Genomic DNA, 26429 nt, shown 5'->3' on the forward strand with positions numbered 1-26429 from the left:
TTAGAACAAATAAACGCTAGTATTGAACGCAACACAAAGTACATTTTCATTAAAATCCAATTATATTGATTTCCGAGAAATCACTAAAGCGCGTTTAGCTATTAGTGTTGTATTTTCGTCTATCGCTGGATTTATGTTGGGTATTTATGATTTGCATTCATTAGATTGGACGGTTTTGTTAAAATTAGCAGTTGGTGGTTATTGTATGGTGGGAGCGTCAAATGCTTTTAATCAAGTGATCGAAAAAGATTTGGATGCCTTGATGGACAGAACTAAAAACCGTCCTGTTCCAGCCGGCAGAATGTCTCGGGTTACAGCTTTGATTATTGCAAGTCTTTTAACGATTGTTGGAATTGCTTTGCTGTATACTATCAATCCAAAAACCGCAATGTTTGGTGCTGTTTCAATATTTTTATACACGAGTGTTTATACTCCCTTGAAAACCGTAACCTCATTGTCTGTTTTTGTTGGAGCTTTTCCAGGAGCAATTCCTTTTATGTTGGGTTGGGTTGCGGCTACTGGAGAATTTGGAATAGAAGCAGGAACTTTGTTTTTAATTCAGTTTTTTTGGCAATTTCCGCATTTTTGGGCTATTGGTTGGTTTTTGTATGAAGATTATGAAAAAGCAGGTTTTTTTATGTTACCCACAGGTAAAAAAGATAAAGGCACCGCCTTGCAGATTATTTTATATACCATTTGGTTAATTTTAGCGTCACTTTTGCCTGTATTGGGTTATACTGGACGTCTTTACCTGACGCCAATTGCTGCAATTGTTGTATTTTTACTTGGACTATGGATGCTTTTTTACGCTGTTCGATTATACAAATCGAGAACTCCAAAAGCAGCAAGAACATTAATGTTAGTTAGTGTTTCTTACATTACATTGTTACAATTGGTTTATATATTTGATAAATTTTTAAGATAGTTATGGAGATGATAATGACAACTGAGGAACAAAAATCCAGAACGGCAAGATCCTACAAATTGATTTTGTTGTTTGGAATGGTAAGTATGATCATGATGTTCGCTGGACTTACCAGTGCTTTTGTAGTGAGCAAATCCAGAGCTGACTGGTTGAAGGATTTTCAATTACCAACAGCTTTTTATTACAGTACTATTGTGATAATAGGATGTAGCATTACTTTTCATTTGGCTAAAAAAGCAATTCAAAAAAACAATCAAAGTAAAACGACAATTTTTCTTTTGACTACTTTAGTTCTAGGAATATTGTTTGTAGTTTTACAGTTCGTAGGTTTTGGACAAATAATAGATAATGGTCATTATTTCACCGGAAGCGGAAGCTCAATAACCACTACTTTTTTATACGTTGTTACCGTTGTGCACTTGATTCACCTTGCGGGTGGCGTGATTTCACTTCTAATTATAATTTATAATCATTTTAAACAAAAATACAATTCATCTCAAACCCTTGGAATTGAACTTGGTGCAATGTACTGGCACTTTCTTGACTTATTGTGGGTTTATTTGTTTTTGTTTTTATATTTCTTTAAATAAGAAAAAAACGTAAATTTGGGAACTTTTTAACGAATAACTTTTATGGAAGCGACAGTTACTACTGCAAATAGTGAAGGAAAAACTTGGGGAGGCGGCAATGAGCCAATGGGAGCAAGTTATGGCAAATTAATGATGTGGTTTTTTATCGTGTCAGATGCCTTAACATTCTCGGGATTTTTAGCCGCGTATGGTTTTTCTAGATTTAAATTTATTGAAACATGGCCTTTGGCTGATGAAGTGTTCACTCACTTCCCATTTATGCATGGAGTATCTGCTCCGATGTATTATGTGGCATTAATGACTTTTATTTTGATTTTCTCATCTGTAACGATGGTGCTAGCTGTTGATGCAGGGCATCAGATGAAAAAAAATAAAGTAGTTCTTTACATGTTTTTAACCATTATTGGTGGTTTGATTTTCGTAGGATCTCAAGCTTGGGAATGGAAAAATTTCATCAAAGGCGAATACGGAGCTGTTGAAACAAAAGGAGGAAGTTTACTTCAGTTTGTGGATAAAGACGGCAAGCGTGTAGCTTTGGCTGATTTCGCGGCCATTTTACCGGAAGAAAGAGAACAACTGACAAAAAATAAAGGGAAATGGTTCATGGATGAGCCAGTTTTACCATCGTACTCTGTTGCCGAAGTTCAAGCGGGATTTAAAGCGCATCCTGAACTTCTAATCAGAACTGAGGTAATAACCAAAGAGAAGCAAAAAACAATTCTATCAAGAAAAGAGTCTGAAGCAAGATTGAGTCAGGCACATTATGTGGTAGAAGGTGCCAATTTGGTCAGAAACGAATACGGAAGTAAATTATTTGCTGACTTCTTTTTCTTTATCACGGGATTCCACGGATTCCACGTTTTTTCTGGAGTAATCATAAACATCATCATATTTTTCAATGTATTAGTTGGAACATATGAAAAAAGAAGAAGCTATGAAATGGTAGAGAAAGTAGGTCTTTATTGGCACTTTGTCGATTTAGTTTGGGTTTTTGTATTTACAGTTTTCTATCTAGTTTAATTTCAAAAAGTAATTATCATGTCACACGAACACGTATCTAATATCGGTAGAATCTGGAAAGTTTTCGCAATATTATCCGCCGTTACAGTAGTAGAAGTTATTTTGGGTATTTTAAAACCTGATGTGCTTCATATGAACAATTTTATGGGTATGAATTTACTGAATTGGATATTTTACGCTCTTACAGTTTATAAAGCGTATTATATAGTTTATGCCTTCATGCACATGGAAGGAGAAAAAAGTACTTTAAGAAGTGCAGTTGTTTTTCCCCTAATTTTTCTGATATTATACATACTCTTTATTCTTTTGACAGAAGGGGATTATATTTATGAGGTTTTTAAAAATTCTACGATAAAATGGAATTTTTAATAAGATATTAATTCAAAAAGAGGGTACGCATTGCGTACCTTTTTTTATTTTTGTACTTTAATAACTTTCACTACAATGAAAAAAAATATTGTCCTTTTCGTTCTTTTTATTTTGCCTATTGTTGCGTATCTTTTTTTTGCTTCTGGTGTTAATGGTTTTACCAAATTACCGACCATAACTCCTAACACAGTTGATTTGGGTGATTGGCAATCTTTAGACGGTAAAAAAGTTAGTTTGAATGGCAAAGTAACGATTCTCGGTTTTATGGGTAATGAGCTCTTAAAAAATAGAGGAAATCTTTTCAATTTAAATCAAAAAATTTATCAAAGGTATCATGAGTTTAAAGATGTTCAGTTTGTGATGATTTGTCCAACTGGCACTGAAAAAGATGCTAAAAAAGTGGTGGATGCGTTGGGAGCTTTCACTGATGTCAAGCAATGGCGATTTGTTTTCGCATCAACCGAAGCTATCAACAGGTATTATGATCAATTAAAATTAGCTGAGAAATTAGATAAACATACCGGTACGCCAAAAGTTTACATCATCGATAAAAAACGTAATCTTCGTGGCAGAAAACTAGTGAAAAACGCCAAAGAGGGGTACAATACATTTCATCCAGCGGAGTTGAGTAATGAAATGCTTGATGATTTTAAAGTGATTCTGTATGAATATCGTGCAGCGCTAAAAAAGAACAATAACGCCACCAGAAAAATTTAATATTTTATGTTTAAAAATAAATCATACATCGGAATCTCCTTCATTATTTTGATTTTTGGAATTTATGCTATTCCAAAAATTGTTGATAGGATTAAGAATGACAAAGTAGTTCAAGGAGACCGTTTAGACAGCGTTAATCCTGTAACTGCAGAAGAAGGGCAATTACTTAAAATAGGTGCTGCTCCTAAATTCGAATTAATAAATCAAGACAATAAGAAGATCACAAATGAAACATATAAAGGGAAAGTCTATGTATTGGAGTTTTTCTTTACCACCTGTCCTACCATTTGTCCAAAAATGAATGAAAGTATGTTGGTTTTAGAAAAGAGTTTTTTTGGTAATCCTAATTTTGGAATTGTTTCAATTACAATTGATCCCGAACATGATACAGCAAAAGTATTAAAGGAGCACGCAAAGTTCTTAGGAGCAAAATCTTCCAACTGGAATTTTTTAACAGGCGACAAAGCGTATATTTTTAATTTAGCCAATAAAGGATTTAATCTATATGCAGGTGAAAACAAAAAAGTAGCCGGTGGTTTTGAACATTCAGGTTTGTTTGCATTGATTGATAAAAATGGAAACATACGTTGTAGAAATGATGAATTTGGAAATCCAATTTTATATTATGATGGTTTGGATAAAAAAGGAGTTCGAAACATTCAACAGGATATTAATATTTTATTAAAAGAATAAAAATGGAAAATAATTCTTTAGAACAAAAATTCAATTCGTTAATCATAGCGGTATCAATTATAATACCAGTTGCGGTAGCTATTCTTTTTGGAGTTAAACTAAAAGATTTTGGTTATAATGTGGAACCTCTTTCTTTTTTACCGCCCATTTACGCCACTACAAACGGAATTACTGCAATCCTACTAGTTGCTGCAGTAATTGCGATAAAGAATGGTAAAAGAAAACTTCACGAAAGATTGATGACTGGTGCAATTGCATTATCTGTTGCTTTTTTAGTGATGTATGTTGCGTATCACATGACTTCTGATTCCACCAAGTTCGGAGGAGAAGGAGCTATCAAATACATTTATTTTTTTATTTTGATTACTCATATTATTTTATCTATTGCAATTATTCCTATGGTTTTAATTGCCTATGTGAGAGCATTATCAGGAAATTTTGAAAGGCATAAAAAAATTGCGAAAATCACTTTCCCAATCTGGTTGTATGTTGCCGTAACTGGAGTAGTTGTTTATTTAATGATTTCACCATACTATGTTTATTAAAGATAAGAATACAGAAATGACAATCAAAAACAATGTAAGCAAGGTTGTAATTTATACCTTTCTGCTGGTTTTTGGATTATTCAGTGGTACTATGAATGCGCAATGTGCCATGTGTCGCGCTGCATTAACCAGTGAAGGCAATGCAAAGCAAGCTGCAGCGGTGAATGACGGTATTGTTTACTTAATGGTAATTCCTTACATTCTGGTGGCGGGAATTGGCTACGCTATTTATCGAATGAAAAAGAAAAAAACAAGCTAATGATTACTGTTTTTTAGACAAGATATTTATTTCAATTTTAAAATCAATTTTAATAAAGCGTATTTTAGTTTAAAGTATCTTTCTATTTACGACCAAGTGCGAACAGTGCAAGCTATTTTAATCCGTTTACTGATACGTTCACTATTCCTTTCACATTTATAAAGGCAATGATAGCCTGATTGGTTAGTTGTATTTTTTGGAATTGAACCTCTTCTATTTTTCCATTAACAAAAACACCTTGCATAGGAGAATAGTTTTTTAAATACGTCATCATGCTCTTTTGACCTTCTTCAAGGTTTGGTTTTATAGAGTATCTGCAACTTTGTTCAATTTTTTTGAGCACTAATCCCTGTGCAAGCCAATTTGCAGTTCGCATCAATTTGTTTTTTGTATCTAAAACATAATCTAATTGGTCGAAAAATACTTCTTTGGTCTCGTCGTTATATTGTGGGAAACCAGTTAAATAAATAGTTCCATTTACAGATCCCAATACTTCTAAAGCAATAATCATTTTTCCTTTTTTGTGCCAAATTGCTACATTTTGAACTTGAATTTTCTGGGAACCCGAGCCAAATACCTGTCCAGCAAAATTCTTAGTCATGATTTTTGAAGCTTCTTGATAGGTCGAAATGGCAACTATATTAGCCGTAATGTCTTCCGGAATTTTGGTAACGGATTTTAAGATAATTTTGGAGGCATTGAATTTGGATTCTGGTTGTTTTCCCATTAATGTTTCCATATTGCATTTCATTCCCATTTCCAGTACGAAAGTGTCATTTTTCAATTTCGCATTGGTCGAGTATATTTCAATAGGCACAATTCGTAGCCAGCTTTCATAAGTGTCATTCATCAGGAACGGAACGCAAATTTTTTCTAAAGCTGTCAAAACATTTGGTTTAAAATCCATAGCTTTTACAATGGCATCGTCAATTTTCTTTTCAATTTTTGATTTAAAAAGTTTTACGCCGGAATTAATTAGGTAAGTAACTGGAACATTTTTTCCAAAAACGGTAATCGTAGGACTTTCATTCCAATCTAAAGATTTTAGTTCCGTTTTTGTGTTTAGTTTCCAATTTATCAACGTCACGTCGCTTACTAAAGTCACAACACCATCAAGATTAAATTCACGTGTATCGTACATTTCGACTCCCATTTTTTTGGTGCCAATTCTATATTTTACAATCGCTTTTAAAGGTAAAACGGTTCTTATTTTTTCGCCTTTTCCGCCAGTTTCATTTTTGATTGTAATGGGAGCCAGCTTCCAAACCTTCATTTCAATATCATCGTCTTCAATGTTATTGTCTTCATAAATTAATCCGGTTAATACAACATTAGTTTGGTTCTCGATATCTTTTAGTTTGACACTGATAGGCATATTTATGTACGAAGCAATGTTTTCGTAAACTAATGGTGTTGCGTCGTCAGGTTCTGGTTTTAAAGCGTTTATTTTATTGGTTGTAGCACAACTTGAAACGAGTAAAATTGAACCTAATAAAAGTATAATTAAAGAGAATTTAAGCATTTTACGGGATTTAAAAAAAACAAAATTAACAAAAGAATTCTTTTTTTATCAATTTTTGTAACAAATGATAAGTTCCAAAGTCTAATTGTTTTATAACTGATTTATGATTAAAATATTTTATATTATTTCATAAGTTTTTATTAGAAAAAGTTAAATTTGTTTGCGGCTATGCTGCGCTTTTATTCAAAAATATATGGAAAAAAGAAGTTTTCTCAGTTTAATTGTCATGTTAGTTTGTTGCGTAGCAGTTCAGGCACAACCAAAAATTTGGACCTTAGAGGAATGTGTTAAATACGCCATACAAAATAACATTTCCATTAAGCAATCCGAGTTAGATATTAAAACGGCCGCCATTGATAAAAAAGGAGCGTTTGGAAATTTCCTTCCATCATTGAATGCCAATGCATCCCATTCTTGGAATATCGGTTTAAACCAGGATATTACAACAGGTTTACTTCAAAATCAAACGACACAATTTACCTCTGCCGGTGCTAATGTTGGTGTAGATATTTACAAGGGATTGCAAAATCAGAATACGCTTCGCAAAGCCAACCTTTCAATAGTGGCAGCCAAATATCAATTGCTGAAAATGCAGGAAGATATTGCCTTGAATGTGGCTAATGCTTTTTTGCAGGTGCTTTTCAATAAAGAAAACTTAAAAGTACAGAAAGAACAATTGGGGATAAATCAAAAGCAATATACTCGTTCAGAAGAATTAGTTAATGCAGGATCGATTCCTCGTGGCGATTTATTGGACATCAAAGCTACGGTAGCATCAAACAACCAAAATGTTATTGCCGCGGATAATGCATTATTAATCTCGAAATTAAGTTTAGCGCAATTATTACAGTTAAAAGATTTTGAAAATTTTGATGTTGTGGATGACACAAATATGAGAGATGGGAATAATATTTTGGCACAAACGCCAGTCGCTATTTATGACAAAGCGGTAGAAAGTAGAACAGAATTGAAAATTGCTAGAACTAATTTAGAAATTGCCCAAAAAGATGTTAAAATCGCAAGAGGTGCTTTTCAGCCTACTTTACAAGGGTTTTACAGTTTTAATTCCAGGGTTGCTTACAGTGACAGAGTTGTAAGTATTATTCCAAATACCTTAAATCCTACTTCGACCGTGGGATATGTACAGGGTACAAATCAAAATGTTTTGACTAATAACTTCTCTCCGGTGTTGGGGAACCCATCTCCGTTTTTTAATCAATTCGGTGACAATAAAGGGCAGTCTTTTGGAATCCAGCTTTCGGTGCCAATATTTAATGGGTTTTCAGTAAGGAACAATGTAGAGCGTTCCAAAGTGAGTTTAGAGCGATCAAAAATTGCTGTGGAGCAACAAGATTTGGATTTACAGAGAAATGTTTTTACAGCATTTACAGATGCAAAAGGAGCGTTGAATGCTTACGAATCGTCAGTTGTCGCATTAGAAGCCAGACAAGGAGCGTATAATTATGCTAAAGAAAGATACGATGTAGGTTTGATGAACTCTTTTGATTTTAACCAGTCGCAAACCTTACTGACCAACGCACAATCAGAAGTCATCAGAACCAAGTACGATTATATCTTCAAAATCAAAATTTTAGAATTCTATTTTGGAATTCCTCTTATCAAAAACTAATTTATTATGTCTAAGAAAACAATTTATATCCTAATAGGTGGAGCAGTAATAATCATTGCGGGTCTTGTAATACTTTCAAAAACGGGCGTTATCGGAAATAAAGATAAGGGAACCGAAGTTGAAATTACTCAAGTCATACCAACGACAATTATCGAAACGGTTTCGGCGACAGGGAAAATTCAACCGGAAATTGAAGTAAAAATTTCGTCAGAAGTATCTGGAGAAATTATTTCCTTGAATGTAAAAGAAGGTCAAGTGGTAAAAAAAGGAGATTTGTTGGTAAAAATAAATCCGGATTTATATACTTCGGGGTACAATAGGTCGGTTTCAAACTTGTCAGGAACCAGAGCAAATTTAAGCCAGGCAGATGCCTCTTTCAAAGAATCAAAATCCAATTACGACAGAAATAAAACTTTGTTCGAAAAAGGAATTATTTCAAAAGCTGATTGGGATAAAGCAATTGCGTCTTATGAGGTAGGAAAAGCAGCCAAACAGAATGCTTATTTTAATGTTCAAAGTGCCTCCGCAACAGTAAACGAAGCCAAAGACAACTTAGGCCGAACTACAATTTATGCTCCCGCAGATGGAACTATTTCGATGTTAAACGTTGAATTAGGAGAACGCGTTTTAGGGACACAACAAATGACTGGAACAGAAATTTTGAGAGTGGCCAATTTGAATAATATGGAAGTTGAAGTCGATGTTAATGAAAATGATATCGTAAAAATAAAAGTGGGAGACGAAGCGAATGTGGAAGTGGATGCGTATTTGAAAAAACAATTCAAAGGTATTGTAACTAGTATTTCAAACTCGGCCAGTTCTGCTTTGACTGCAGATCAAGTAACTAATTTTAAAGTTAAAGTTAGAATTTTGAAAGAATCATACGAAGATTTATTGGAAGGAAAACCAGATACTTATTCTCCTTTTAGACCTGGAATGACAGCAACGGTGGACATTATTACTGAAACTAAAAGTAATGTGTTATCACTGCCAATTAGTGCTGTTGTTATAAAATCAGATACTGCCGCTGTAAAAGACATTGTTGTAGTTGATTCTAAGGAAGAGCAAAAGGGAGCTGCGCCTAAAAGCGATAAAAAATTCGAGTGTGTGTTTGTAAAAGTTGGGGATAAAGCTAAAATTAGAATTATTAAAACCGGCATTCAAGATGACACGAATATTGAAGTTATGACTGGGCTCAAAAAAGGAGACATAGTGATTACGGGACCTTATGCAACGGTAACTAAGGATTTAAATTCAGGCGACAGAGTAACGCTAAAAACGGATAAAGAAAAAGGAGAAAGTAAAAAGTAACCTAAAAACCGTAACAATTTTGAAATCACAATCATAAAATCTAATTTTGTGATTGTGATTTTTAATTTAAAACAAAATCTAAAATTGGGCTATATATTAAATATTGAAACCGCGACAAAGAATTGTTCTGTCGCTCTTGCAAAAGATGGAAAAACGATTTTTTGCAAAGAAATTGCACAGGAAGGGTATTCCCATGCGGAACGACTTCATGTTTTTATTGAAGAAATTATAAAAGAAGCCGGAATAGCGTTTAAAGATTTATCAGCTATTGCCGTAAGTCAAGGGCCTGGTTCATACACTGGATTGCGCATCGGGGTTTCGGCTGCAAAAGGACTCTGTTACGCATTAGATATTCCGTTGATCGCTTTGGATACTTTAAAGGCTTTAGCGTCACAGGTCACTATTTCAAGTGGTCTGATTATTCCAATGATTGATGCCCGAAGAATGGAAGTGTACAGTGCTATTTTTTCTTCAACTTTAGAAAAAAAACGAGAAGTTCTAGCCGAAATTATTGATGAAAATTCATTTGGAGATTTGCGGGAAACACTATACTTCGTGGGTGATTGTGCGGAAAAGTGCAAATCAGTATTAAATAAAGACAATTATGTTTTTTTAGAGGATATAAAATATCCTTCGGCGAAAGAGATGAGTGCTTTGAGTTATAAAAAATTTAAAATAAACGACAAGGTTGATGTCGCTTATTTTGAACCGTATTATCTTAAAGATTTTATGATTACTGCTCCAAAGAAATAAATTTTACAGTAGCGGATCAGTAGTTTTGTTATTGTTTTTAGAAGATTCTTTTACAAAAGGCTGAACCACAATTCCAGCTAAATCAAAAGCGTGTTTGCAATTCTCTAAAGTGTCTGCATAAACGCCCCCAAAATCTTCATTTGTTGCCCACGGTCTTACTGCTAATTGAATGGAACTATCGGTCAGGTTTTTCACGGAAACTTCAGCAGCAGGCGTTTGCAATACTTTTGGATTATTTTTTAAAACGGAAGTTATTATGTCTTTAACTTTTTTAATATCCGTGTCATAAGAAATGGCAATGGTCAAATCAGCTCTTCTAATTTTTTGCAGCGAATAATTGATAATGTTTCCATTTGATAAAGATCCATTAGGCACAAAAATAGTTTGATTGTTCGCGTTAATTAATTTGGTTACAAATATTTGTATTTCGCTCACCGTTCCGGTTACTCCTTGCGCTTCGATGGTGTCATTTACTCTAAAAGGTTTGAAGAGAATGATCAGCATCCCGCCGGCAAAATTAGACAAGGAACCCTGAAGTGACAGACCAACAGCAAGTCCCATAGCACCAAGAATGGCAACAAATGAAGATGTTTCAATTCCAAGCTTGGAAATAAAAGATACAAATAATATTACTCTCAACACCCAAAGTAAAATATCGGCAAGAAATCGTGTCAGTGTAGGATCTAAATTCCTTCTTACCATTAATGTCCTGATAAATCTGTTGATAAGTCTGATGACATATATTCCAGCAAATAAAATAATAAATGCAGAAATTAATTTTGGGGAATAGTCAATTAATACGTTCAGAAAAGTATTAGCGTAAGTAGTAAGTTGGTCTGGATTCAAATTCATTTTTGTGAAATAAAAAACCTTCTCAAAGGAGAAGGTTAAGTTTAAAGTGCAAAAATACGAATAAATTATTTTTTAATAAATTAATCTGCGTCTTCTTCTATTTTATTTATAGTTTCTTTGGTAATTTGTTTTGTTTCTTCTTCGCGATCATTAGCAAGTTCACTTGCTTTTTCAGCAACATTTTCAGCAGCATCTGAAGCATTTGTTTTGGCTTCACTGGCAAAATTTGTAATTTTTTCAGCAGTTGTATCGGCCTTTTCTTCTAATGTTTCTGCAGTATGTGTAATAGTGGTTTTAGCTTCACCGGCTACTTCTTCTGTATTGTCTTTCAAAGTTTCTACTGTATCCGCAACGACAGTTTTGGCTTCACTGGTTGCATCTTCAATTTTATTAGAAGTTACATCCGCTTTTTCTTGTAATGTTTCTGCTGTATCTGACATGGAGATTTTTGCTTCGCTGGCTAAATCCTCGGCTTTATCAGTTGTGCTTTCAACTTTTTCTTTTGTGTGTTCTGCTACATTTTCCAGAGCGTCTGCAGTTTTCTCTGACTGTTCGCTTATTACTTCTTTAGTGTGTCCTGTAAAATTCTCTACTTTCTCAATAATTGGAGCAGCAGTTTCTTTTACTTTTTCAAAAGCATCTTCGGCAAAAACTTCTGCTTTTTCAAGATAAGGTGTTGCGGTTTCTTTAGCTTTTTCAAACGTTTCTTCTGCGAAAGTACCGGCTTTTTCAAGATAAGGAGCTGCACTTTCTTTTGCTTGTTCGAAAGTAGTTTCTGCTTTGTCCGCTAATTGATTGGCTGTTTCTTTGGCTGAGCCAAATAATTTTTTAAAAAATGAAGATAGTCCCATGGTATTATTATTTGATTAGTCTTACAATAGTAATCAATTTTTCTTAGGATTACTTCATTAAATCATTAATAATTTGTTGATAATCAGTATTTGGCATAAGACAGGTTTTATTTTTACACAGGTAAAACAGTGTTTCTTGGTCGTGGTAACGGGAATTTAAAAAAGGCAATGTGGATTCTTTTTGTGTCCCAGCCAAAATAACATTGGGAATATATTGGCTGTTTATTTTTGCACAATGCGCTAAAGCATCTTCACCGCAAACGGCTAGTTCTTTGTTTTGTTCCGAGTAATTTAAAGCCAAATCCATCCAATTTGAGAATGCGGACGGATGATCGATTCGTGGTAGTACGGCCATCAGCATTTGATGGCTGATTTTTTCATAATAGGAATTATTAAAATAGATACTCAATTGAAATAAGTTTTTTGCCATCACTGAATTAGATGCCGGAATCACGTTGTCTTCGATTTCGTAATGCGAGGTAATTAAGGCTTCGTCGAGATTTGACGTTAAAGCAAAATAGGATTTTTTATCGTCATAAAAATGTTTCAAACTATAATCTGCCAGTTGTTTGGAATCTTGAAGCCATTTTTCGTTTAAAGTTGCTTCATACAAAGAGATAAACGCGGCAATTACAAAACAATAATCTTCCATATAGCCATTGATGGTGGTTTTTCCGTTTTTATAATTGTGGAATAAATTACCTTCACTAGACCAGAGATTTTTTATTATGAAGCAGGCATTTTGTTGTGCAATATCTAAATATTTTTGGATTCCCAAAGCCTTATAAGCATCAACATTTCCTTTCAACATTATTGCATTCCAAGAAGTCAGACATTTGTCATCAAGTCTTGGTTTTGACCGTTTTTCTCTTTCGTTATAAAGTAAATTTTCCCAAAATATTTTTTTAGTTCGAAGCTCTGAAACGGGAATCTTATTTTGTGCTGCAATACTGTCTAAAGTTTGATTTTGGATTAAAACATATTTTTCGTCTTCCCATACTCCAAACGCATTGCAATTAAAAAGCTGACCAAATAAATCAAAATCTTTTTTGAGAATTACCTTTAATTCTGGAATTTTCCAAGCATAAAATGCGCCTTCCTGAAGATCATTATCCGAGTTTAAACTGTCAGCATCCAAAGCCGAATAAAAACCTCCTTCCGAATTCATTAATTCTCTCTCTACAAAACGCAGCGTTTTTTCAATCACTTCTTTGTACAGGGGATTTTTTGTCAATTTGTAGGCTTCGCTGTACAAGGAAACCAACTGACCGTTATCGTACAACATTTTTTCAAAATGTGGAATATGCCATTTCATATCAACGGAATAACGTGAAAATCCACCATCAATGGTGTCAAAAAGACCGCCGTACGCCATTTTGGTCAAAGTAAGATTTACAAAATCCAATACTTTTTCATCTTGTTTTTGATAACCATAACGCAGTAAAAATTGGTAATTATTTGGCATCATAAACTTAGGTGCTCTGGCCATGCCGCCAAATTCCAAATCAAAACTTTTTTTCCATTTTTCGACTAGGAGTTTCAGTATGTTTTGGTTTACCTCAGTTTCTGGTTCCTCGTTTTGTATCAGTCCGGTGGCTTGAATTCCCTGATGTAATTTCTCAGCATAATCAATCATTTTTTCAGGGTGTGATTGATAGAATTCCTGCAATTGTTCCAGGGTTTGTATCCATTCCTCTTTTTTAAAATAGGTGCCACCCCAAACGGGTCTGCCGTCAGGAAGTGTCACTAGGTTTAATGGCCATCCGCCGCTACCGGTCATTATTTGGACTGCTTTCATGTAAACGGCATCAACATCCGGGCGTTCTTCCCGATCGACTTTGATTGCAATAAAATGCGCATTCATTATTTGTGCGACTGTTGCATCTTCAAAACTTTCGTGTTCCATAACATGACACCAATGACAAGCGGAATAACCAATGCTTATGATTATGAGTTTGTTATTTTCCTTAGCTGCTGCCAATGATTTTGGGTTCCAAGCTTTCCAGTGTACAGGATTGTTGGCGTGTTGTAATAGATATGGACTGGTTTCTAAATTTAGTTCGTTCATGAGGTCGTTTTTAGCCCCGGTAGTAGTGGAAATCCTTTCCCGTCCTGAATTTTTTCAGGACGAGAAAGATTGCAACGGATAACAGGAAATAGCTCCTAAAAATAAAAAAAGCGTCTCAAATGAAACGCTTTAATTTTGTTTTTTAATTTCTTTATTCGAGTTCGAACGTCAATTTCAGGTTCACTCGAAATTCTGTAATACCACCATCACTAACCATTGCGCTTTGTTCATGAACATAGACAGAACGGATGTGTTTTACTGATTTTGACGCCTTAGCAACACCTTTTCGGGCTGCATCTTCCCAACTTATTTCAGAGCTTGAAAGTATCTCAATTACTTTTAATATTGACATGATTTCTATTTGTTAAGTGAAATATAAATTTAACAATTTTTTTTAAATTGAACATTTAAAAAAGAAAAAATTTACCTTAACGATAAGATTGTCAATGTGATAGTACTTTGTGTTTACGCGTTTACAGCTTCAACTTTGATACTTTCATCATTCAACATACTTTTCAACATGTTTTCGATACCGCTTTTTAAGGTAAAAGTAGAAGAGGGACAACCGCTGCAAGCACCTTGTAAGATGACTTTGACGGTTTTGTCACTTTCATTGTATGAATCAAAAGCTATATTTCCACCATCGGCTTGTACGGCAGGTTTAACATATTCCTCTAATATATTGATGATTTGTTGCGATGTCACATCCAGAGTGTCAAATTCTTTTGCCTTCGAAGTTTCTTCTGCGGTTACTGCAGCGACATAATTTTCGTCTAAAACAGTTCCGCCGTTTTCAATATACTGTTTGATGAAACTTCTTAATTCTAAGGTTATTTCCTGCCACTCATTGATTTCATATTTAGTTACAGAAATGTAATTTTCATCAATAAAAATTTCTTTTACATAAGGAAATTTGAAAAGCTCTTTAGCTAATGGTGAAGCAGTAGTTTGATCAATGTTTTTGAATTCTATTGCGTTTTTAGTCAGCATTTTGCTTACTACAAATTTTAAAGCAGCAGGATTTGGAGTGGATTCTCCATAAACGGTTACGGGCTGTTTTTTAGTTTTATTTTCATCAACAGTGATTATTGTCCCACCATCAGTCACAAATTTTTCAATTTGTTCTGCTACAGCATCTTTAACATCTTCCCATTCCACAATATTGTATTTTTCGATTGCGATAAAATTTCCAGATATATAAATCGTTTTTACAAAGGGTAGGTAAAACAATTGCTGTGCCAACGGAGATGTTTTTGCTTCATCAATGTTTTTAAATTCAAAACTTTCATTTTGAGTTATAAATTCTTGAAATTCAAACTTTAGTATGGTTGGGTTTTGTGTTTCTTTTATAGTAACTTTGTTCATGGCTTTTGAAATTTTCACAAATTTACTAAAGTTATTTTCTACGAATACCTATATTTGGTTTTTTAATGAATAAATTAACTTTAGTTTAATTTTAGAATTAGGCAAATCACTTTTTTAGTACAAAAATTTATATTGATTTGGAATTATTCATTTTACTAAAAGTATTTCGATGTATCATAAAATTAGAATATTAGCCGTCTTATTATTTATATCTCAATATTCTTTTTCTCAAGAAGGAATTCCTGTATATTCCGACTATCTATCGGATAATTATTACCTGATACATCCTTCCATGGCTGGTGCCGCAAACTGTGCTAAAATTAGGTTAACAGGACGCAAGCAGTGGTTTGATCAGGAAGATGCACCGGAATTACAAACACTTAGTTTTAATGGTAGAGTGGGAGAAAAAGCCGGAGCTGGGGTTATTCTTTTTAATGATAAAAACGGATATCATTCTCAAAAAGGAATCAAATTTACGTATGCCTATCATCTGATGTTTTCGCGAGATGAAATCGATTTAAATCAATTGTCTTTTGGTATGAGTGCAGGTTTAATTCAAAGCCAATTGGACGAAACAGAATTCAGGCAGTCGGGTGATTTTGATCCAATAATTGATGGAACTGTGGTGCAAAAGGATTCTTATTTTAATGTAGATATTGGAGCTTCATATAATTTTCTGGATTTTTATGCGCATGCAACCGTGAAAAACGTCATAGAGACCAGAAGAGATATTTACACGGAGTATGAAAGTGATAATTTACGGAAATATTTGTTGAGTGCCGGTTATGTTTTTGGAGATCGAGACAAAATATTATGGGAGCCTTCTGTTTTATTTCAAATGGTTGAAAAAACGAATGAAAAAGCGATTGACGTAAATTTGAAAGCCTACAAAAATTTAAATTTTGGAAGAGTTTGGGGCGGACTGTCCTATCGAAGAAGTTTTGATGGTGCTGAATATGTTGACGGCAACACAATTTCAAAACAAAAACTACAGTACATTACTCCAATTGTAGGTGTAAATTTTGATAAGTTTATGTTTGCTTATACCTATTCCCAATTGTCTGGAGCCGTAAAGTTTGATAATGGTGGCTACCACCAAATTACCTTAGGAGTTGATTTGTTTTGTAAACCAGTAAAATACGATTGCAATTGTCCGGCAATTAATTAATTCATTTTATTATGCTAATAAAATCCGTTAACGGCAAATCGCCTTCTATTCCCGAAGACTGTTATGTAGCCGAAAATGCCACTATTGTTGGCGATGTTACCTTTGGTGCAAATTGTAGTGTTTGGTTTAATGCCGTAATTCGTGGTGATGTCAATTTTATCAAAATCGGCGATAAGGTAAACATTCAAGATGGAGCAGTTATTCATTGTACGTACAAAAAACACCCAACTATTATAGGAAATAATGTTTCTATAGGCCACAACGCAATTGTACATGGTTGTACGGTTCACGATAATGTGCTAATCGGTATGGGAGCAATTGTGATGGACAATTGCATCATCGAAAGTAATTCGATTGTGGCCGCTGGTGCTGTCATCACTCAAAATACAGTTGTTGCTTCAGGTTCTATTTGGGCTGGAGTTCCGGCAAGAAAGGTGAAAGATATTGACCAATCTGATTTTGCAGGTGAAATTGAACGTATTTCTAATAATTATGTCATGTATTCCAGTTGGTTTAAAGAGGAATAGTAACAAATGTTCTTAGAATTTTTTTTCTTCAACCGTAAATCTATTTCCTAAAATTTCCCTCAAAACTTTTGGATTTGTATTAATATAAAAAATAGGCTGATTATCCTGAGCTGAGGAGAATCCTACTTTGTCACGTAATACATTTTGCGTTTGTTTCGCTACCGCTTCCCCCGAATCAATAATTTGAATGTGGTCCGGAAGTATTTTTTTTATTTGAGGAATAAGATAGGGATAGTGGCTGCAGCCTAAAACTAAACAATCAATATTGGCTTCAATCATTGGGTTGAGATAGGAGAGCAGTAAATGAGTCATCTCTGCTGAATTAATTTCTCCATTTTCAATAAGCTGTACTAATCCATGACCAACCTGTTCAATTATTTTGGTGTCTTGATACTTCTCAGTAGTTTTATTAAAAAGAGCACTGTTCAGCGTGCCTTGTGTTGCCAGAATTCCTATGATTTGTGTTTTCGAATGTGTCACTGCGGGCTTTATGGCCGGCTCAATTCCTATGAAAGGAACGTTATATTTACCTCTTAATTCGTGAATTGCATTCGTGGTGGCTGTATTGCAGGCTACTACAATTAACTTACAATTCATTTCAAGCAGAAATTCGGTGTTTTTCATACTTAATGCAACAATCTCCTCTTTAGATTTTTGTCCATAAGGTGCATTTTTACTGTCTGCGAGATATATGGTTTTTTCGTTAGGCAGCAATTGATGGATCGCTTTCCAGATAGATGTTCCGCCAATCCCTGAGTCAAAAATTCCTATAGGTTGATTGTTATTATTCATAAAAACAAAGTTACACGCTACAATTTAAATTTCCTATGATTTGTTTTAAACAAAAAAAACTGCTCAATCCTATTTTAGGTTGAGCAGTTTTTATGCAATACATGATTTTTTTAGAAACCTAAATCTTTTTTTACATCCATAGTCAAGTTTGGACCATCAGCAAGTAAAAGAGAAGAACCATCAAGAACATATTGGAATCCTTTTGCTTTACCTACTTTTTGGATAGAAGCTCTTACTTTTTCCATTAATGGTTTTACGATATCAGATTCTTTTTGTTGTAGTTCTTTTTGAGCATTATCTCTAAAGTCAACAATTCTTTTTTGCATATCCTGCACTTCTTTCGAACGATCGCCGTTTACAGCTTCAGTAACTGTTGCAGCTTCGGTTTCATATTTTTTTAATTTTGCTTGGTATTCTTCAACCATCTTTTTGTAATCAGCATCATAAGTGGTACTCAATTTGTCTAATTGTTTTTGAGCATCTAACATTGCTGGCATTTTTGTCATAATTTCACTCACGTCAACATGAGCTGTTTTCGCTTGTGCATTGATTGTTTGATTTGCTCCGAACATTAAAATTGCAGCAATTAATAGAGTTTTAATTTGTTTCATCGTTTTTAAAATATTTAGTAATTAATTATTGTTTGTATTTTCTTTTAATTTTTCTTCTTTCGCTTTTTTAATAGCCTCTCGGTCTTCGAGTATTTTTTTTCTTTTTTCTTCTAAAACTTTTTTGCGATCTTCGAACACTTTTTTACGGTCTTCTAATACTTTTGCTCTCGAGTCAGCTTGCTTTTGTTTCGCCTCATCGGCAGTTGCTTTAGTCTCATTATTTCCAGTTAAATTAGTGGGTGTATCCTCTTTTTTAACATTTGCAGAAACCGTGCCATTTTTTCTAGCTTCTCTGTCTTCCAGAAGTTGTTTTCTCTTATCGTCAAATTCTTTTTTCTTTTGCTCTTGCAGCAATTTTCGGTCTTCTAAAACTTTTTCTCTGGCAACCTTTTTATCGTCCAAGAGTTTTTGGCGTTCAGCCAAGGCTGGATTTGTATCTAATGCATCTTCTTTGCTTTCTCTTGCCTCTGCTTCTTTTTGCTGTTTTTTAGTCAGCTGTTCTCTTTTTTCGGTGCGATTTAAAACTCGTAAAACCTGATCACTGATGTCAAATCTTTTTGCTGCGAAAAGCATTGTCAAATCAGAAGTTTTATCAAATATGAAATCATATTTCAATCGTTCAGCAATATCCTGAACTGCTGTAAAAACTTGATCTTGGATTGGTTTAATCAAAACGGATTTTTGAATAATCAAATCTCCGTTGGCACCAAATCTTTTCTGTTGGTATTCTAAATTTTCGTTTTCAAGGAAACTAATTTCGGTTTCTCTTTCGTCTATCAATTCCTTAGTTAGTAACGCCTTTTCTGCTTTTAAAGCTTCTTTTAATTTATTGATTTCAATTTTTTTAGAATCAATCTCCGATTTCCATTTTTGAGCTTTTTGCTCTAATTGAACTTTTGCTTCAGTGTAATCGGGTACATTTTGTAAAATGTATTCCATATCTATGTAGCCCAGTTTATTTCCTCTGGTTTGTGCGTCAATTTTTTGTATGACAAGTAAAACCAAAAATATATATAAAAATTGTTTTCTCATAACTGTTTCATATTAGAAAATCGTAAACCAATTTTTTTTAGAATTGTTGCCCAATGATAAAATGGGTTTCCCATCCATTAGCTTTTGCTTGTCCTGGTAATGCGTCAAATCCATGTCCGAAATCAATTCCCAATAAGCCAAATGCCGGCATAAACACACGTAATCCAACTCCAGCTGAACGACTTAAAGCAAATGGATTGTAGCTTTTGAAATCACTAAAGGAAGAACCTGCTTCCATAAAGGCTAATGCGTATATTGAGGCTGATTGTTTTAATGTTATTGGATAACGCAATTCCATCGAGAATTTATTGAAAACCGTCGCGCCAATTTGATCTCCTACGCTATTTGTGGGTGTCAAAGAGTTGTTAGGATAACCTCTTAATTGTATCGTTTCCCTTCCATCCATCGAAAAATTTGCCAATCCATCTCCACCAAGATAGAATCTTTCAAATGGAACAGCACCTCTTTCTTGATTGTATGCACCTAGGAAGCCAAATTCAGCCAATACTCTTAATACCAATTTACCATAAATTTTGGAATATGTGTCTGCTTTAAATTTAACTTTATAGTATTCCAACCAATTAAATCTCTTTTGATCGACTTTACTCGCGTCAGCTGCGGCTAAATTAAAGGTAGCTACTTTGTTTCCGTTAGTGTCAACATAATCTCCAATATTAACAATATTTCCATTGGCATCTGGAACATTTTGCCTGTCCACGGTATTTTTTAATTTGTATTGCTCTTGGTCTCCTAACGTAGCATAATCTACCCCGTTGAAGAGAGAATAAGGAGGGGTCAATTTTGCTGAAACACTAAATTCAGAACCGTATGTTGGGAATATCGGATTTAATCCTTTGCTGTTTCTTGTAAGACCTATGGTGTACGCTAAGTTTCTTGAAGTTCCATTTCCAAAAGTAAATAACCCCGTGTTATAATTGTTCAAAGCATAATGCTGGTAACTTACAGACTGTGACAACACAAAGTAATCATCTGGTACTGTCAGTCTTTTTGCTAAGCCAACAGATAACGTAAGGATATCAAAACTTTTAGTTCTGTCCGCTCTCTGCGTTATGAAATTGTTTAAAAACTGTTTGCTGTAGGATATTGAAGAACTGAATTGTACTGGTTTTTTACCGCCAAACCAAGGTTCTGAAAATGATACACTATAGGTTTGAAAGAACGTACTGGCTTGTAAACGTAACGATACCTTTTGACCATCTCCCATAGGTAGTGGTCTGTAAGCATCTTTGTTAAACATATTTCTTGCTGAAAAGTTATTAAACGATAGTCCAAGTGTACCAATGAAACCACCTCCACCGTAACCGCCTTGTAATTCAATTTGGCTAGAACCTTTCTCTGCAAGGTTGTATTCTATATCTACAGTTCCTGCTCCCGAATCTACATTCTTGAACTTGGGATCAATCGCTTCAGGATCAAAAAATCCTAATTGACCAATCTCACGAATCGTTCGTACTAATTCTTCTTTACTGTATTTTTCTCCTGGTTTTGTTCTTAATTCACGATAAATTACACGGTCATTTGTCTTGTCATTTCCTACAACTGTAATTTTGTTGAAATAAGCAATTGGACCTTCTGTGATTCGTATTTCAAAATCAATAGTGTCGTTCGCAGTTCTTACCTCAACTGCATTTACATTCGAGAATAAATAACCGTTGTTTTGGTATAAATTCGTGATGTCTTCTGCATCTGGTTTAGACTTGTCTGCAATTCTTTTTTCAAGAAGAACACCATTGTAAGTGTCTCCTTTTTTTACACCTAAAATTCTGCTTAAAAACTGATCGGGATAAACGGTATTGCCTAAAAACTTAACATCTCCAAAATAATATTTGTTTCCTTCTTCGACTTTAATTTTGATATTTAATACATTTTTATTCTTATCATAAGTTACAGAATCCGAAAGTATTCGCGCGTCTCTGTATCCTTTTTCCTTGTAAGTTGCAATTACTTTTTCTAAATCAGTTTTGTATTTGTCCTTTATAAATTTTGAAGCTTTTAAGATTCGAATTGGATTTTTTTGTTTCGTGTCTTTCATTGCCTTACGCAACGTTTTATCTGATATTTTTGTGTTTCCTGCAAAGTCAATACTTTGAATTTTCACTTTGTCCCCTTTGTCAATAGTAACAAGCATATTGACCTGGTTTACTGTAGCGGTGTCTTTTACAGTATTGATGTTTACTTTTGTATTGTAGTAGCCATCTTTTTTGTATTTGTTTTCAATGTAATTTTTGGTAGTAGTAATCAAGTTTTCATTAACTACTTTTCCTTTATTCAAGGAATTGTCTTTAATCAAAGCTTCGGTTTTTGTTTTCTTAACACCAACAAATTTCACCTCATTTAATTTAGGTAATTCAATAATGTTTAAGTCAAGATATATACTGTCATTCTGTATTTTATTTACATAAAAAGAGATTTCATCAAAGAGACCTAATTTTCCTAGTTTTTTTATAGCAGCACTGATTTCCTCACCTGGAATTGTAATTTCCTGTCCTTTTTGCAAACCTGAGAAAGTAACAACAGTTTGTGAATTGAAACTGATATCTCCCACTACTGCTACATCGGCTAAAATGTATTTTTTACCCTGATCAAAAGGAACTCTTTCTTGAGCTTTAATTTGTGTAAAACTTCCAAAAATCAAAACGGTAAGGACTATTTTTATGCTTTTATTTAACACTAAAAAATTATTTAATTTGTTCACTTGTTTTTCCAAATCTACGTTCTCTTTTTTGATAACTAATGATAGCCTCATATAAATCTTGTTCTTTAAAGTCTGGCCACAATATGTCAGTAAAATACAATTCTGCATAGGCTATTTGCCACAACAAAAAGTTACTTATCCTATGTTCTCCACTTGTTCGTATTAGTAAATCTACGTCAGGTAAATTTTGCGTGTAAAGATGCTCATTAATAATGGAATCGTCAATAGTGTCTATTGAAATTATATTATTTTTAACTTTACTGCAAATGTCTTTTATTGCACTGACAAGCTCTTCTCTGGATCCGTAGCTTAACGCCAAGGTCAGAGTCATTTGTGTGTTGTCTTTAGTTTTATCAATTACATCTAGAAGTTCTTTCTGCGCTGATTTTGGTAATTTTTCCAAGTTACCAATAGCATTGAGCTTGATGTTGTTTTTTTGTAAAGTGGTAAGTTCCTTTTTCAAGGAGTTGATGAGTACTTTCATCAAGGTCTCGACTTCTAATTTTGGTCTGTTCCAATTTTCAGTAGAGAAAGCGTATAGCGTAAGGAATTCAATGCCTAGTTTAGCACTGGCTTCTATGATTAACTTTACTGATTTTGTCCCGCTTTCATGACCCAAAGCACGTAAAAGGCCTTGCTGTTTTGCCCAACGCCCATTTCCATCCATAATAATGGCGAGATGTTTGGGTAATTTTGTTGCGTCGATATTCTGTAGTAAATTCATTTTTTTATTCTGCACAATAGCAGGCTTTGTCGCCAAAAGTATATGTTAAAGTAACTCCTGAGAAAACGTACCAATCATTGTTATTTATATTTCCAAAATCTTGATTAAAACTCCCGTCTATATTATCCGTCAAAGTACATCTGGCTCCAGTTTCTAATGCCAGTACAAAACTAGGTGTTATTTTTGACTTAATTCCTACAATCATAGGTATCGCTATTGATTTTCTTCTTTCGGTTCTGCCTGCTACTGTTAGATCAGCTTTTGCGTTGGTTAACGTGTATTTTGCTAAAAAATAGTTTAAACCTGATGCTACATAAGGAGTGATTTTAGTGCTCGATTCATGTAGATTAAAATCAAAAAAGTTGAATTCAAGACCTAAAGATACTTCTTTTAAGTCGTTTTCAAATCGATAACCTCTTTGGTTTCTACTTGTTTCCTTTGAATTCAAATCATTAGATGTGATTTCAGATTGGGTGTAGGAAAATCGATAAGAGTGTCTCGGACTTTTGTTCCATTTGTACAACAAACCAAAAGCCGGTTCGTTTGGTGCAATATAGGTCGTCGGGCCTACATCTCCAATGTAGTTGCTCCCGCCAAGAAAAACACCAATCTCATGAATTTGAGCTTGGGTCACCATCAAAGGGAAAAAACAGAAAAATAAATAAAAAAGCTTCTTCATTAAATCAAAAATTGCGTGCAAATATAATAATTATCAATTCTATACAATACTCATTCAGTTAAATGTGTGTTTTTTTAATAATTAGCGAGCTAACTAACACGTAATAAGTATTTATTTGACTAAAACGGGAAAAATTGATAAAATAGTATAGCTGGAGAATAAATTGATTTAATTCCGCTTGTCTTGTCCCCAAAGTAATTTACTGCGAAGTGTTTTTACGAAGGTTTCTTCAGGAATTTCAACCATGTTTATCTGAAAAGGCGTTTTCTTTAAAATCAGAATCGATTCGTTTTTCACCGAAGTTACTCTGGAATCTAAGGAAACCAGATAGTTTTCCTCTCTTCCAGAAACTTTTAATTTGATTTCAGTTTCGTCCGGCACAACGAGTGGTCTTGCGGTGAGATTATGTGGCGCAATAGGAGTTATAAGTAAACTTTTTACTTCAGGTGTCAAAATAGGTCCGCCACAACTTAAGGAATAACCAGTTGATCCTGTTGGGGTAGAAATGATTAAACCGTCAGCCCAGTAGGAATTCAAAAATTCATCATTTAAATAGGTGTCAATCGTAATCATCGATGTCGTGTCTTTTCGACTGACCGTGATTTCATTCATTGCAAAATTGATTTCCTCAATCGACTCATTGGTTGGCGAGCAAGTTAAGCTTAATAAAGCCCTTTTAGAAATCGTGTATTTTTTATCGATAACAAATTGCATGAATTCAGCGATATTCTCTTTTTGAACGGTTGCCAAAAAACCAAGTCTGCCGGCATTAATACCTAATATAGGAATGCCCGAATCTCTTACTAATGTTGCTGCTCTTAGTATTGTTCCGTCTCCGCCAATGCTTATCAGCATGTCAAAACTGGAGTCGAGTTCCGTGTGGGAAGTAAAAGTTTTGTACTTATTTTCTACTATTTTTTTCTCATTAAGCATCAATAAAAAATGCGACTCAATAATCATCTCTACATTGTTTTTGTTGAAAAAAACAAAGATGTCGTTTATGATTGGTTCCGTACTGTTTTGATAATATTGACCGTAGATAGCTACTTTCATCTTTTTGTTTAATCGTTAATTTGATTATGTGGTTAATTGAGATTGCGGTTGCGAATAACCGAATTAACAAATTTCCCAATAAGCGGTTAAATATTCAGGTATTTGTCTAAATAATCAGAACGTTCCTTTAAATTATTGATATAATTATCTTCTTGATGTTCTGAAATGATTTCATAATTGTATCTTCTAAAAGTCTGGATGATTTCGTTCATTGCGCCCAAAGTTATTTTCAAAGTAACTTCAACACTCTCAACATCTGCCTCAGAAATGAATAATCCCAAAAGTTTGCCATTATTGCTTTCTACAATTTGGGTAATTTGACTCATTGAATAATCTAAAATTGGCTTTCTCACTACGATAATTCCGCCTGGTTCTTTTAAAAAGGGTGTTTCATGAAAAAATTTCATGATGTCTTCAATTTCATAATATCCTACGTAAATATTGTTTTCGTCCAAAACGGGAACTAAATTAGTGTGGTTTTTTGCAAAAACTTCCAAGACGTCCAGCCACATTGTGTTTGTCCTGGTAAAAAATCCTTCTAAAGTAAATCGATAATCAGACGCTTTTTTATCACTTTCAAAAGTCTCTATATCCTCGGATGCAATACTGCCAATGTAAACGCCCTCTTCAACAATTGGAAAATGTGAAAAGTGTAATTCGCTGAAAAAGTCTTGAATGGCGGCAATAGAATCCTGGCTATCAATCGCTTTATAGTCATTGGCAATATATTCTGTTATTTCTGTCATAAATCAATCGGCAATATTTCATGCAAAATAATCAAAAATAAGCAAAATCTCCTAAGTTTTACTTTGTATTTTTGTTCCAAGCAAATACTAGTATCAAAATAAAAATATGTTTCAATGACAAAATTAAGTGTAAATATCAATAAAATAGCCACTTTACGTAATGCTCGTGGAGGAAATGTTCCCGATTTATTAAAAGTTGCTGCTGACATTCAAAAGTTCGGTGCCGAAGGAATTACCATTCATCCCCGTCCGGATGAACGTCACATCAGGTATCAGGATGCCCGAGATTTAAAGTCTATTGTTTACACCGAATATAATATTGAAGGAAATCCAGAGAAAACTTTTATAGATCTTGTTCTCGAAATAAAACCTACTCAAGTGACTTTGGTGCCAGATGCAATTGATGCCATCACCTCTAATGCAGGTTGGGATACTTTAAAACATGCTGTGTATTTAACTGAAATTGTTCAGGAATTGCAACGCAACGGAATTAGAACTTCTATTTTTGTGGATCCTGTTCTCGAGATGATTGAAGGCGCCAAGAAAATTGGAACCGATAGAATCGAATTGTACACTGAAGCATTTGCACATCAATATAGTCTTGGAAATCAAAACGGAATTTTGCCGTACACACAATCAGCGATTTTGGCCAATGAATTTGGATTAGGAATCAATGCTGGTCACGATTTAAGTTTGGATAACATTCAGTTTTTCAAACAAAATATTCCGGGATTACTCGAAGTCTCTATTGGTCACGCATTAATTTCAGAAGCTATTTATTTAGGATTGGATAACGTGGTGAACATGTATTTACAAAAATTAAAATAGTTTTTTAAAACCATTAAGAAATTAAGATAAAAGCTTAACAGCCGTAATTTCTTAATGGTTTGTAATTTAAATTGTAACGTTAA

28 protein-coding genes are annotated in these 26429 nt (G+C 34.0%); 14 read left to right on the forward strand and 14 right to left on the reverse strand.

The genetic code is table 11. The features are described from left to right. Positions 1 to 22: 22 nt before the first annotated feature. The 8 genes from cyoE (at position 23) to ACP7AT_RS03570 (ending at position 5118) form a co-directional block, all read left to right on the forward strand. Positions 23 to 925 carry a heme o synthase gene (gene cyoE, locus ACP7AT_RS03535; RefSeq protein WP_426062972.1) on the forward strand — a complete coding sequence of 301 codons (903 nt, stop codon included), beginning with the start codon at positions 23 to 25 and terminating at the stop codon, positions 923 to 925. 2 nt (positions 926 to 927) lie between these two features. After that, positions 928 to 1515, forward strand: coding sequence for a cytochrome c oxidase subunit 3 (locus ACP7AT_RS03540; RefSeq protein WP_426062973.1), 588 nt, complete (start codon positions 928 to 930; stop codon positions 1513 to 1515). Between the two features lie 42 nt (positions 1516 to 1557). Then, positions 1558 to 2535, forward strand: a complete 978-nt coding sequence (locus tag ACP7AT_RS03545) for a cytochrome c oxidase subunit 3 (RefSeq protein ID WP_426062974.1) — start codon at positions 1558 to 1560, stop codon at positions 2533 to 2535. An 18-nt stretch (positions 2536 to 2553) separates the two neighbouring features. After that, positions 2554 to 2904, forward strand: coding sequence for a cytochrome C oxidase subunit IV family protein (locus tag ACP7AT_RS03550; RefSeq protein WP_426062975.1), 351 nt, complete (start codon positions 2554 to 2556; stop codon positions 2902 to 2904). 75 nt (positions 2905 to 2979) lie between these two features. Beyond that, positions 2980 to 3621, forward strand: a complete 642-nt coding sequence (locus tag ACP7AT_RS03555; RefSeq protein WP_426062976.1) for a hypothetical protein — start codon at positions 2980 to 2982, stop codon at positions 3619 to 3621. 6 nt (positions 3622 to 3627) lie between these two features. Then, entirely contained in the window at positions 3628 to 4314 is a 687-nt protein-coding gene (locus ACP7AT_RS03560; RefSeq protein WP_426062977.1) for an SCO family protein, read from the forward strand. A 2-nt stretch (positions 4315 to 4316) separates the two neighbouring features. Further along, on the forward strand, positions 4317 to 4859 hold the full coding sequence (locus tag ACP7AT_RS03565; protein WP_426062978.1) for a DUF420 domain-containing protein: 543 nt from the start codon (positions 4317 to 4319) through the stop codon (positions 4857 to 4859). A 16-nt stretch (positions 4860 to 4875) separates the two neighbouring features. Then, entirely contained in the window at positions 4876 to 5118 is a 243-nt protein-coding gene (locus ACP7AT_RS03570; protein WP_426062979.1) for a hypothetical protein, read from the forward strand. Positions 5119 to 5230: 112 nt separating this feature from the next. On the opposite strand, the gene ACP7AT_RS03575 is transcribed toward ACP7AT_RS03570, so the two are convergent. Beyond that, positions 5231 to 6640 carry a DUF4403 family protein gene (locus ACP7AT_RS03575; protein WP_426062980.1) on the reverse strand — a complete coding sequence of 470 codons (1410 nt, stop codon included), beginning with the start codon at positions 6638 to 6640 and terminating at the stop codon, positions 5231 to 5233. A gap of 193 nt (positions 6641 to 6833) precedes the next feature. Between ACP7AT_RS03575 and ACP7AT_RS03580 the strand changes: the two genes are divergently transcribed. The 3 genes from ACP7AT_RS03580 to tsaB all read left to right on the forward strand — a co-directional run bounded on the left by ACP7AT_RS03580 (position 6834) and on the right by tsaB (position 10334). After that, entirely contained in the window at positions 6834 to 8270 is a 1437-nt protein-coding gene (locus ACP7AT_RS03580) for a TolC family protein (RefSeq protein ID WP_426062981.1), read from the forward strand. Between the two features lie 6 nt (positions 8271 to 8276). Continuing rightward, positions 8277 to 9581, forward strand: coding sequence for an efflux RND transporter periplasmic adaptor subunit (locus ACP7AT_RS03585; protein WP_426062982.1), 1305 nt, complete (start codon positions 8277 to 8279; stop codon positions 9579 to 9581). An 84-nt stretch (positions 9582 to 9665) separates the two neighbouring features. Beyond that, positions 9666 to 10334, forward strand: a complete 669-nt coding sequence (gene tsaB / locus ACP7AT_RS03590; RefSeq protein WP_426062983.1) for a tRNA (adenosine(37)-N6)-threonylcarbamoyltransferase complex dimerization subunit type 1 TsaB — start codon at positions 9666 to 9668, stop codon at positions 10332 to 10334. A gap of 3 nt (positions 10335 to 10337) precedes the next feature. On the opposite strand, the gene ACP7AT_RS03595 is transcribed toward tsaB, so the two are convergent. The 5 genes from ACP7AT_RS03595 to ACP7AT_RS03615 form a co-directional block, all read right to left on the reverse strand. Beyond that, positions 10338 to 11186, reverse strand: coding sequence for a mechanosensitive ion channel family protein (locus ACP7AT_RS03595; RefSeq protein ID WP_426062984.1), 849 nt, complete (start codon positions 11184 to 11186; stop codon positions 10338 to 10340). Between the two features lie 80 nt (positions 11187 to 11266). After that, a complete protein-coding gene (locus ACP7AT_RS03600) occupies positions 11267 to 12037 on the reverse strand; it encodes a hypothetical protein (protein WP_426062985.1) in 771 nt (256 codons plus the stop codon). A gap of 49 nt (positions 12038 to 12086) precedes the next feature. After that, positions 12087 to 14105 (reverse strand): thioredoxin domain-containing protein, encoded by a 2019-nt coding sequence (locus ACP7AT_RS03605; RefSeq protein WP_426062986.1) that lies wholly within the window; start codon positions 14103 to 14105, stop codon positions 12087 to 12089. Positions 14106 to 14256: 151 nt separating this feature from the next. After that, positions 14257 to 14457, reverse strand: coding sequence for a dodecin family protein (locus ACP7AT_RS03610; RefSeq protein ID WP_426062987.1), 201 nt, complete (start codon positions 14455 to 14457; stop codon positions 14257 to 14259). Positions 14458 to 14570: 113 nt separating this feature from the next. After that, positions 14571 to 15470, reverse strand: a complete 900-nt coding sequence (locus tag ACP7AT_RS03615; RefSeq protein WP_426062988.1) for a NifU family protein — start codon at positions 15468 to 15470, stop codon at positions 14571 to 14573. A 169-nt stretch (positions 15471 to 15639) separates the two neighbouring features. On the opposite strand from ACP7AT_RS03615, the gene ACP7AT_RS03620 reads away from it, so the two are divergent. After that, entirely contained in the window at positions 15640 to 16638 is a 999-nt protein-coding gene (locus tag ACP7AT_RS03620) for a PorP/SprF family type IX secretion system membrane protein (RefSeq protein WP_426062989.1), read from the forward strand. A gap of 11 nt (positions 16639 to 16649) precedes the next feature. Further along, positions 16650 to 17165, forward strand: coding sequence for a gamma carbonic anhydrase family protein (locus ACP7AT_RS03625; RefSeq protein WP_091202831.1), 516 nt, complete (start codon positions 16650 to 16652; stop codon positions 17163 to 17165). A 12-nt stretch (positions 17166 to 17177) separates the two neighbouring features. Here the strand turns inward: ACP7AT_RS03625 and murI are convergent, their stop codons facing one another. From murI to ACP7AT_RS03665, 8 genes are all read right to left on the reverse strand, one after another. Next, positions 17178 to 17957 (reverse strand): glutamate racemase, encoded by a 780-nt coding sequence (murI, locus tag ACP7AT_RS03630; protein WP_426062990.1) that lies wholly within the window; start codon positions 17955 to 17957, stop codon positions 17178 to 17180. A 110-nt stretch (positions 17958 to 18067) separates the two neighbouring features. After that, complete coding sequence (locus tag ACP7AT_RS03635; protein ID WP_426062991.1) at positions 18068 to 18568, reverse strand: OmpH family outer membrane protein; 501 nt, start codon at positions 18566 to 18568, stop codon at positions 18068 to 18070. Between the two features lie 21 nt (positions 18569 to 18589). Beyond that, positions 18590 to 19600, reverse strand: a complete 1011-nt coding sequence (locus tag ACP7AT_RS03640) for an OmpH family outer membrane protein (RefSeq protein WP_426062992.1) — start codon at positions 19598 to 19600, stop codon at positions 18590 to 18592. Positions 19601 to 19637: 37 nt separating this feature from the next. Continuing rightward, positions 19638 to 22367 carry an outer membrane protein assembly factor BamA gene (bamA, locus tag ACP7AT_RS03645; RefSeq protein ID WP_426062993.1) on the reverse strand — a complete coding sequence of 910 codons (2730 nt, stop codon included), beginning with the start codon at positions 22365 to 22367 and terminating at the stop codon, positions 19638 to 19640. Next, positions 22300 to 23040: an isoprenyl transferase gene (locus ACP7AT_RS03650; RefSeq protein WP_426062994.1), complete on the reverse strand. Its 741-nt coding sequence runs from the start codon at positions 23038 to 23040 to the stop codon at positions 22300 to 22302. The genes bamA and ACP7AT_RS03650 overlap by 68 nt, the downstream gene beginning before the upstream one ends. A gap of 4 nt (positions 23041 to 23044) precedes the next feature. Beyond that, positions 23045 to 23719, reverse strand: a complete 675-nt coding sequence (locus ACP7AT_RS03655; RefSeq protein WP_426062995.1) for a DUF6089 family protein — start codon at positions 23717 to 23719, stop codon at positions 23045 to 23047. A 168-nt stretch (positions 23720 to 23887) separates the two neighbouring features. Then, positions 23888 to 24772, reverse strand: coding sequence for an NAD kinase (locus tag ACP7AT_RS03660; RefSeq protein WP_426062996.1), 885 nt, complete (start codon positions 24770 to 24772; stop codon positions 23888 to 23890). 86 nt (positions 24773 to 24858) lie between these two features. Further along, positions 24859 to 25518: a CBS domain-containing protein gene (locus ACP7AT_RS03665; RefSeq protein ID WP_426062997.1), complete on the reverse strand. Its 660-nt coding sequence runs from the start codon at positions 25516 to 25518 to the stop codon at positions 24859 to 24861. A gap of 114 nt (positions 25519 to 25632) precedes the next feature. Here ACP7AT_RS03665 and ACP7AT_RS03670 point away from each other — a divergent pair, with 114 nt between their 5' ends. Continuing rightward, a complete protein-coding gene (locus tag ACP7AT_RS03670) occupies positions 25633 to 26346 on the forward strand; it encodes a pyridoxine 5'-phosphate synthase (protein WP_426062998.1) in 714 nt (237 codons plus the stop codon). The last annotated feature ends 83 nt before the right edge of the window (positions 26347 to 26429 follow it).

This window comes from Flavobacterium sp. DSP2-3-1 (assembly GCF_049896865.1).
GTDB lineage: Bacteria > Bacteroidota > Bacteroidia > Flavobacteriales > Flavobacteriaceae > Flavobacterium.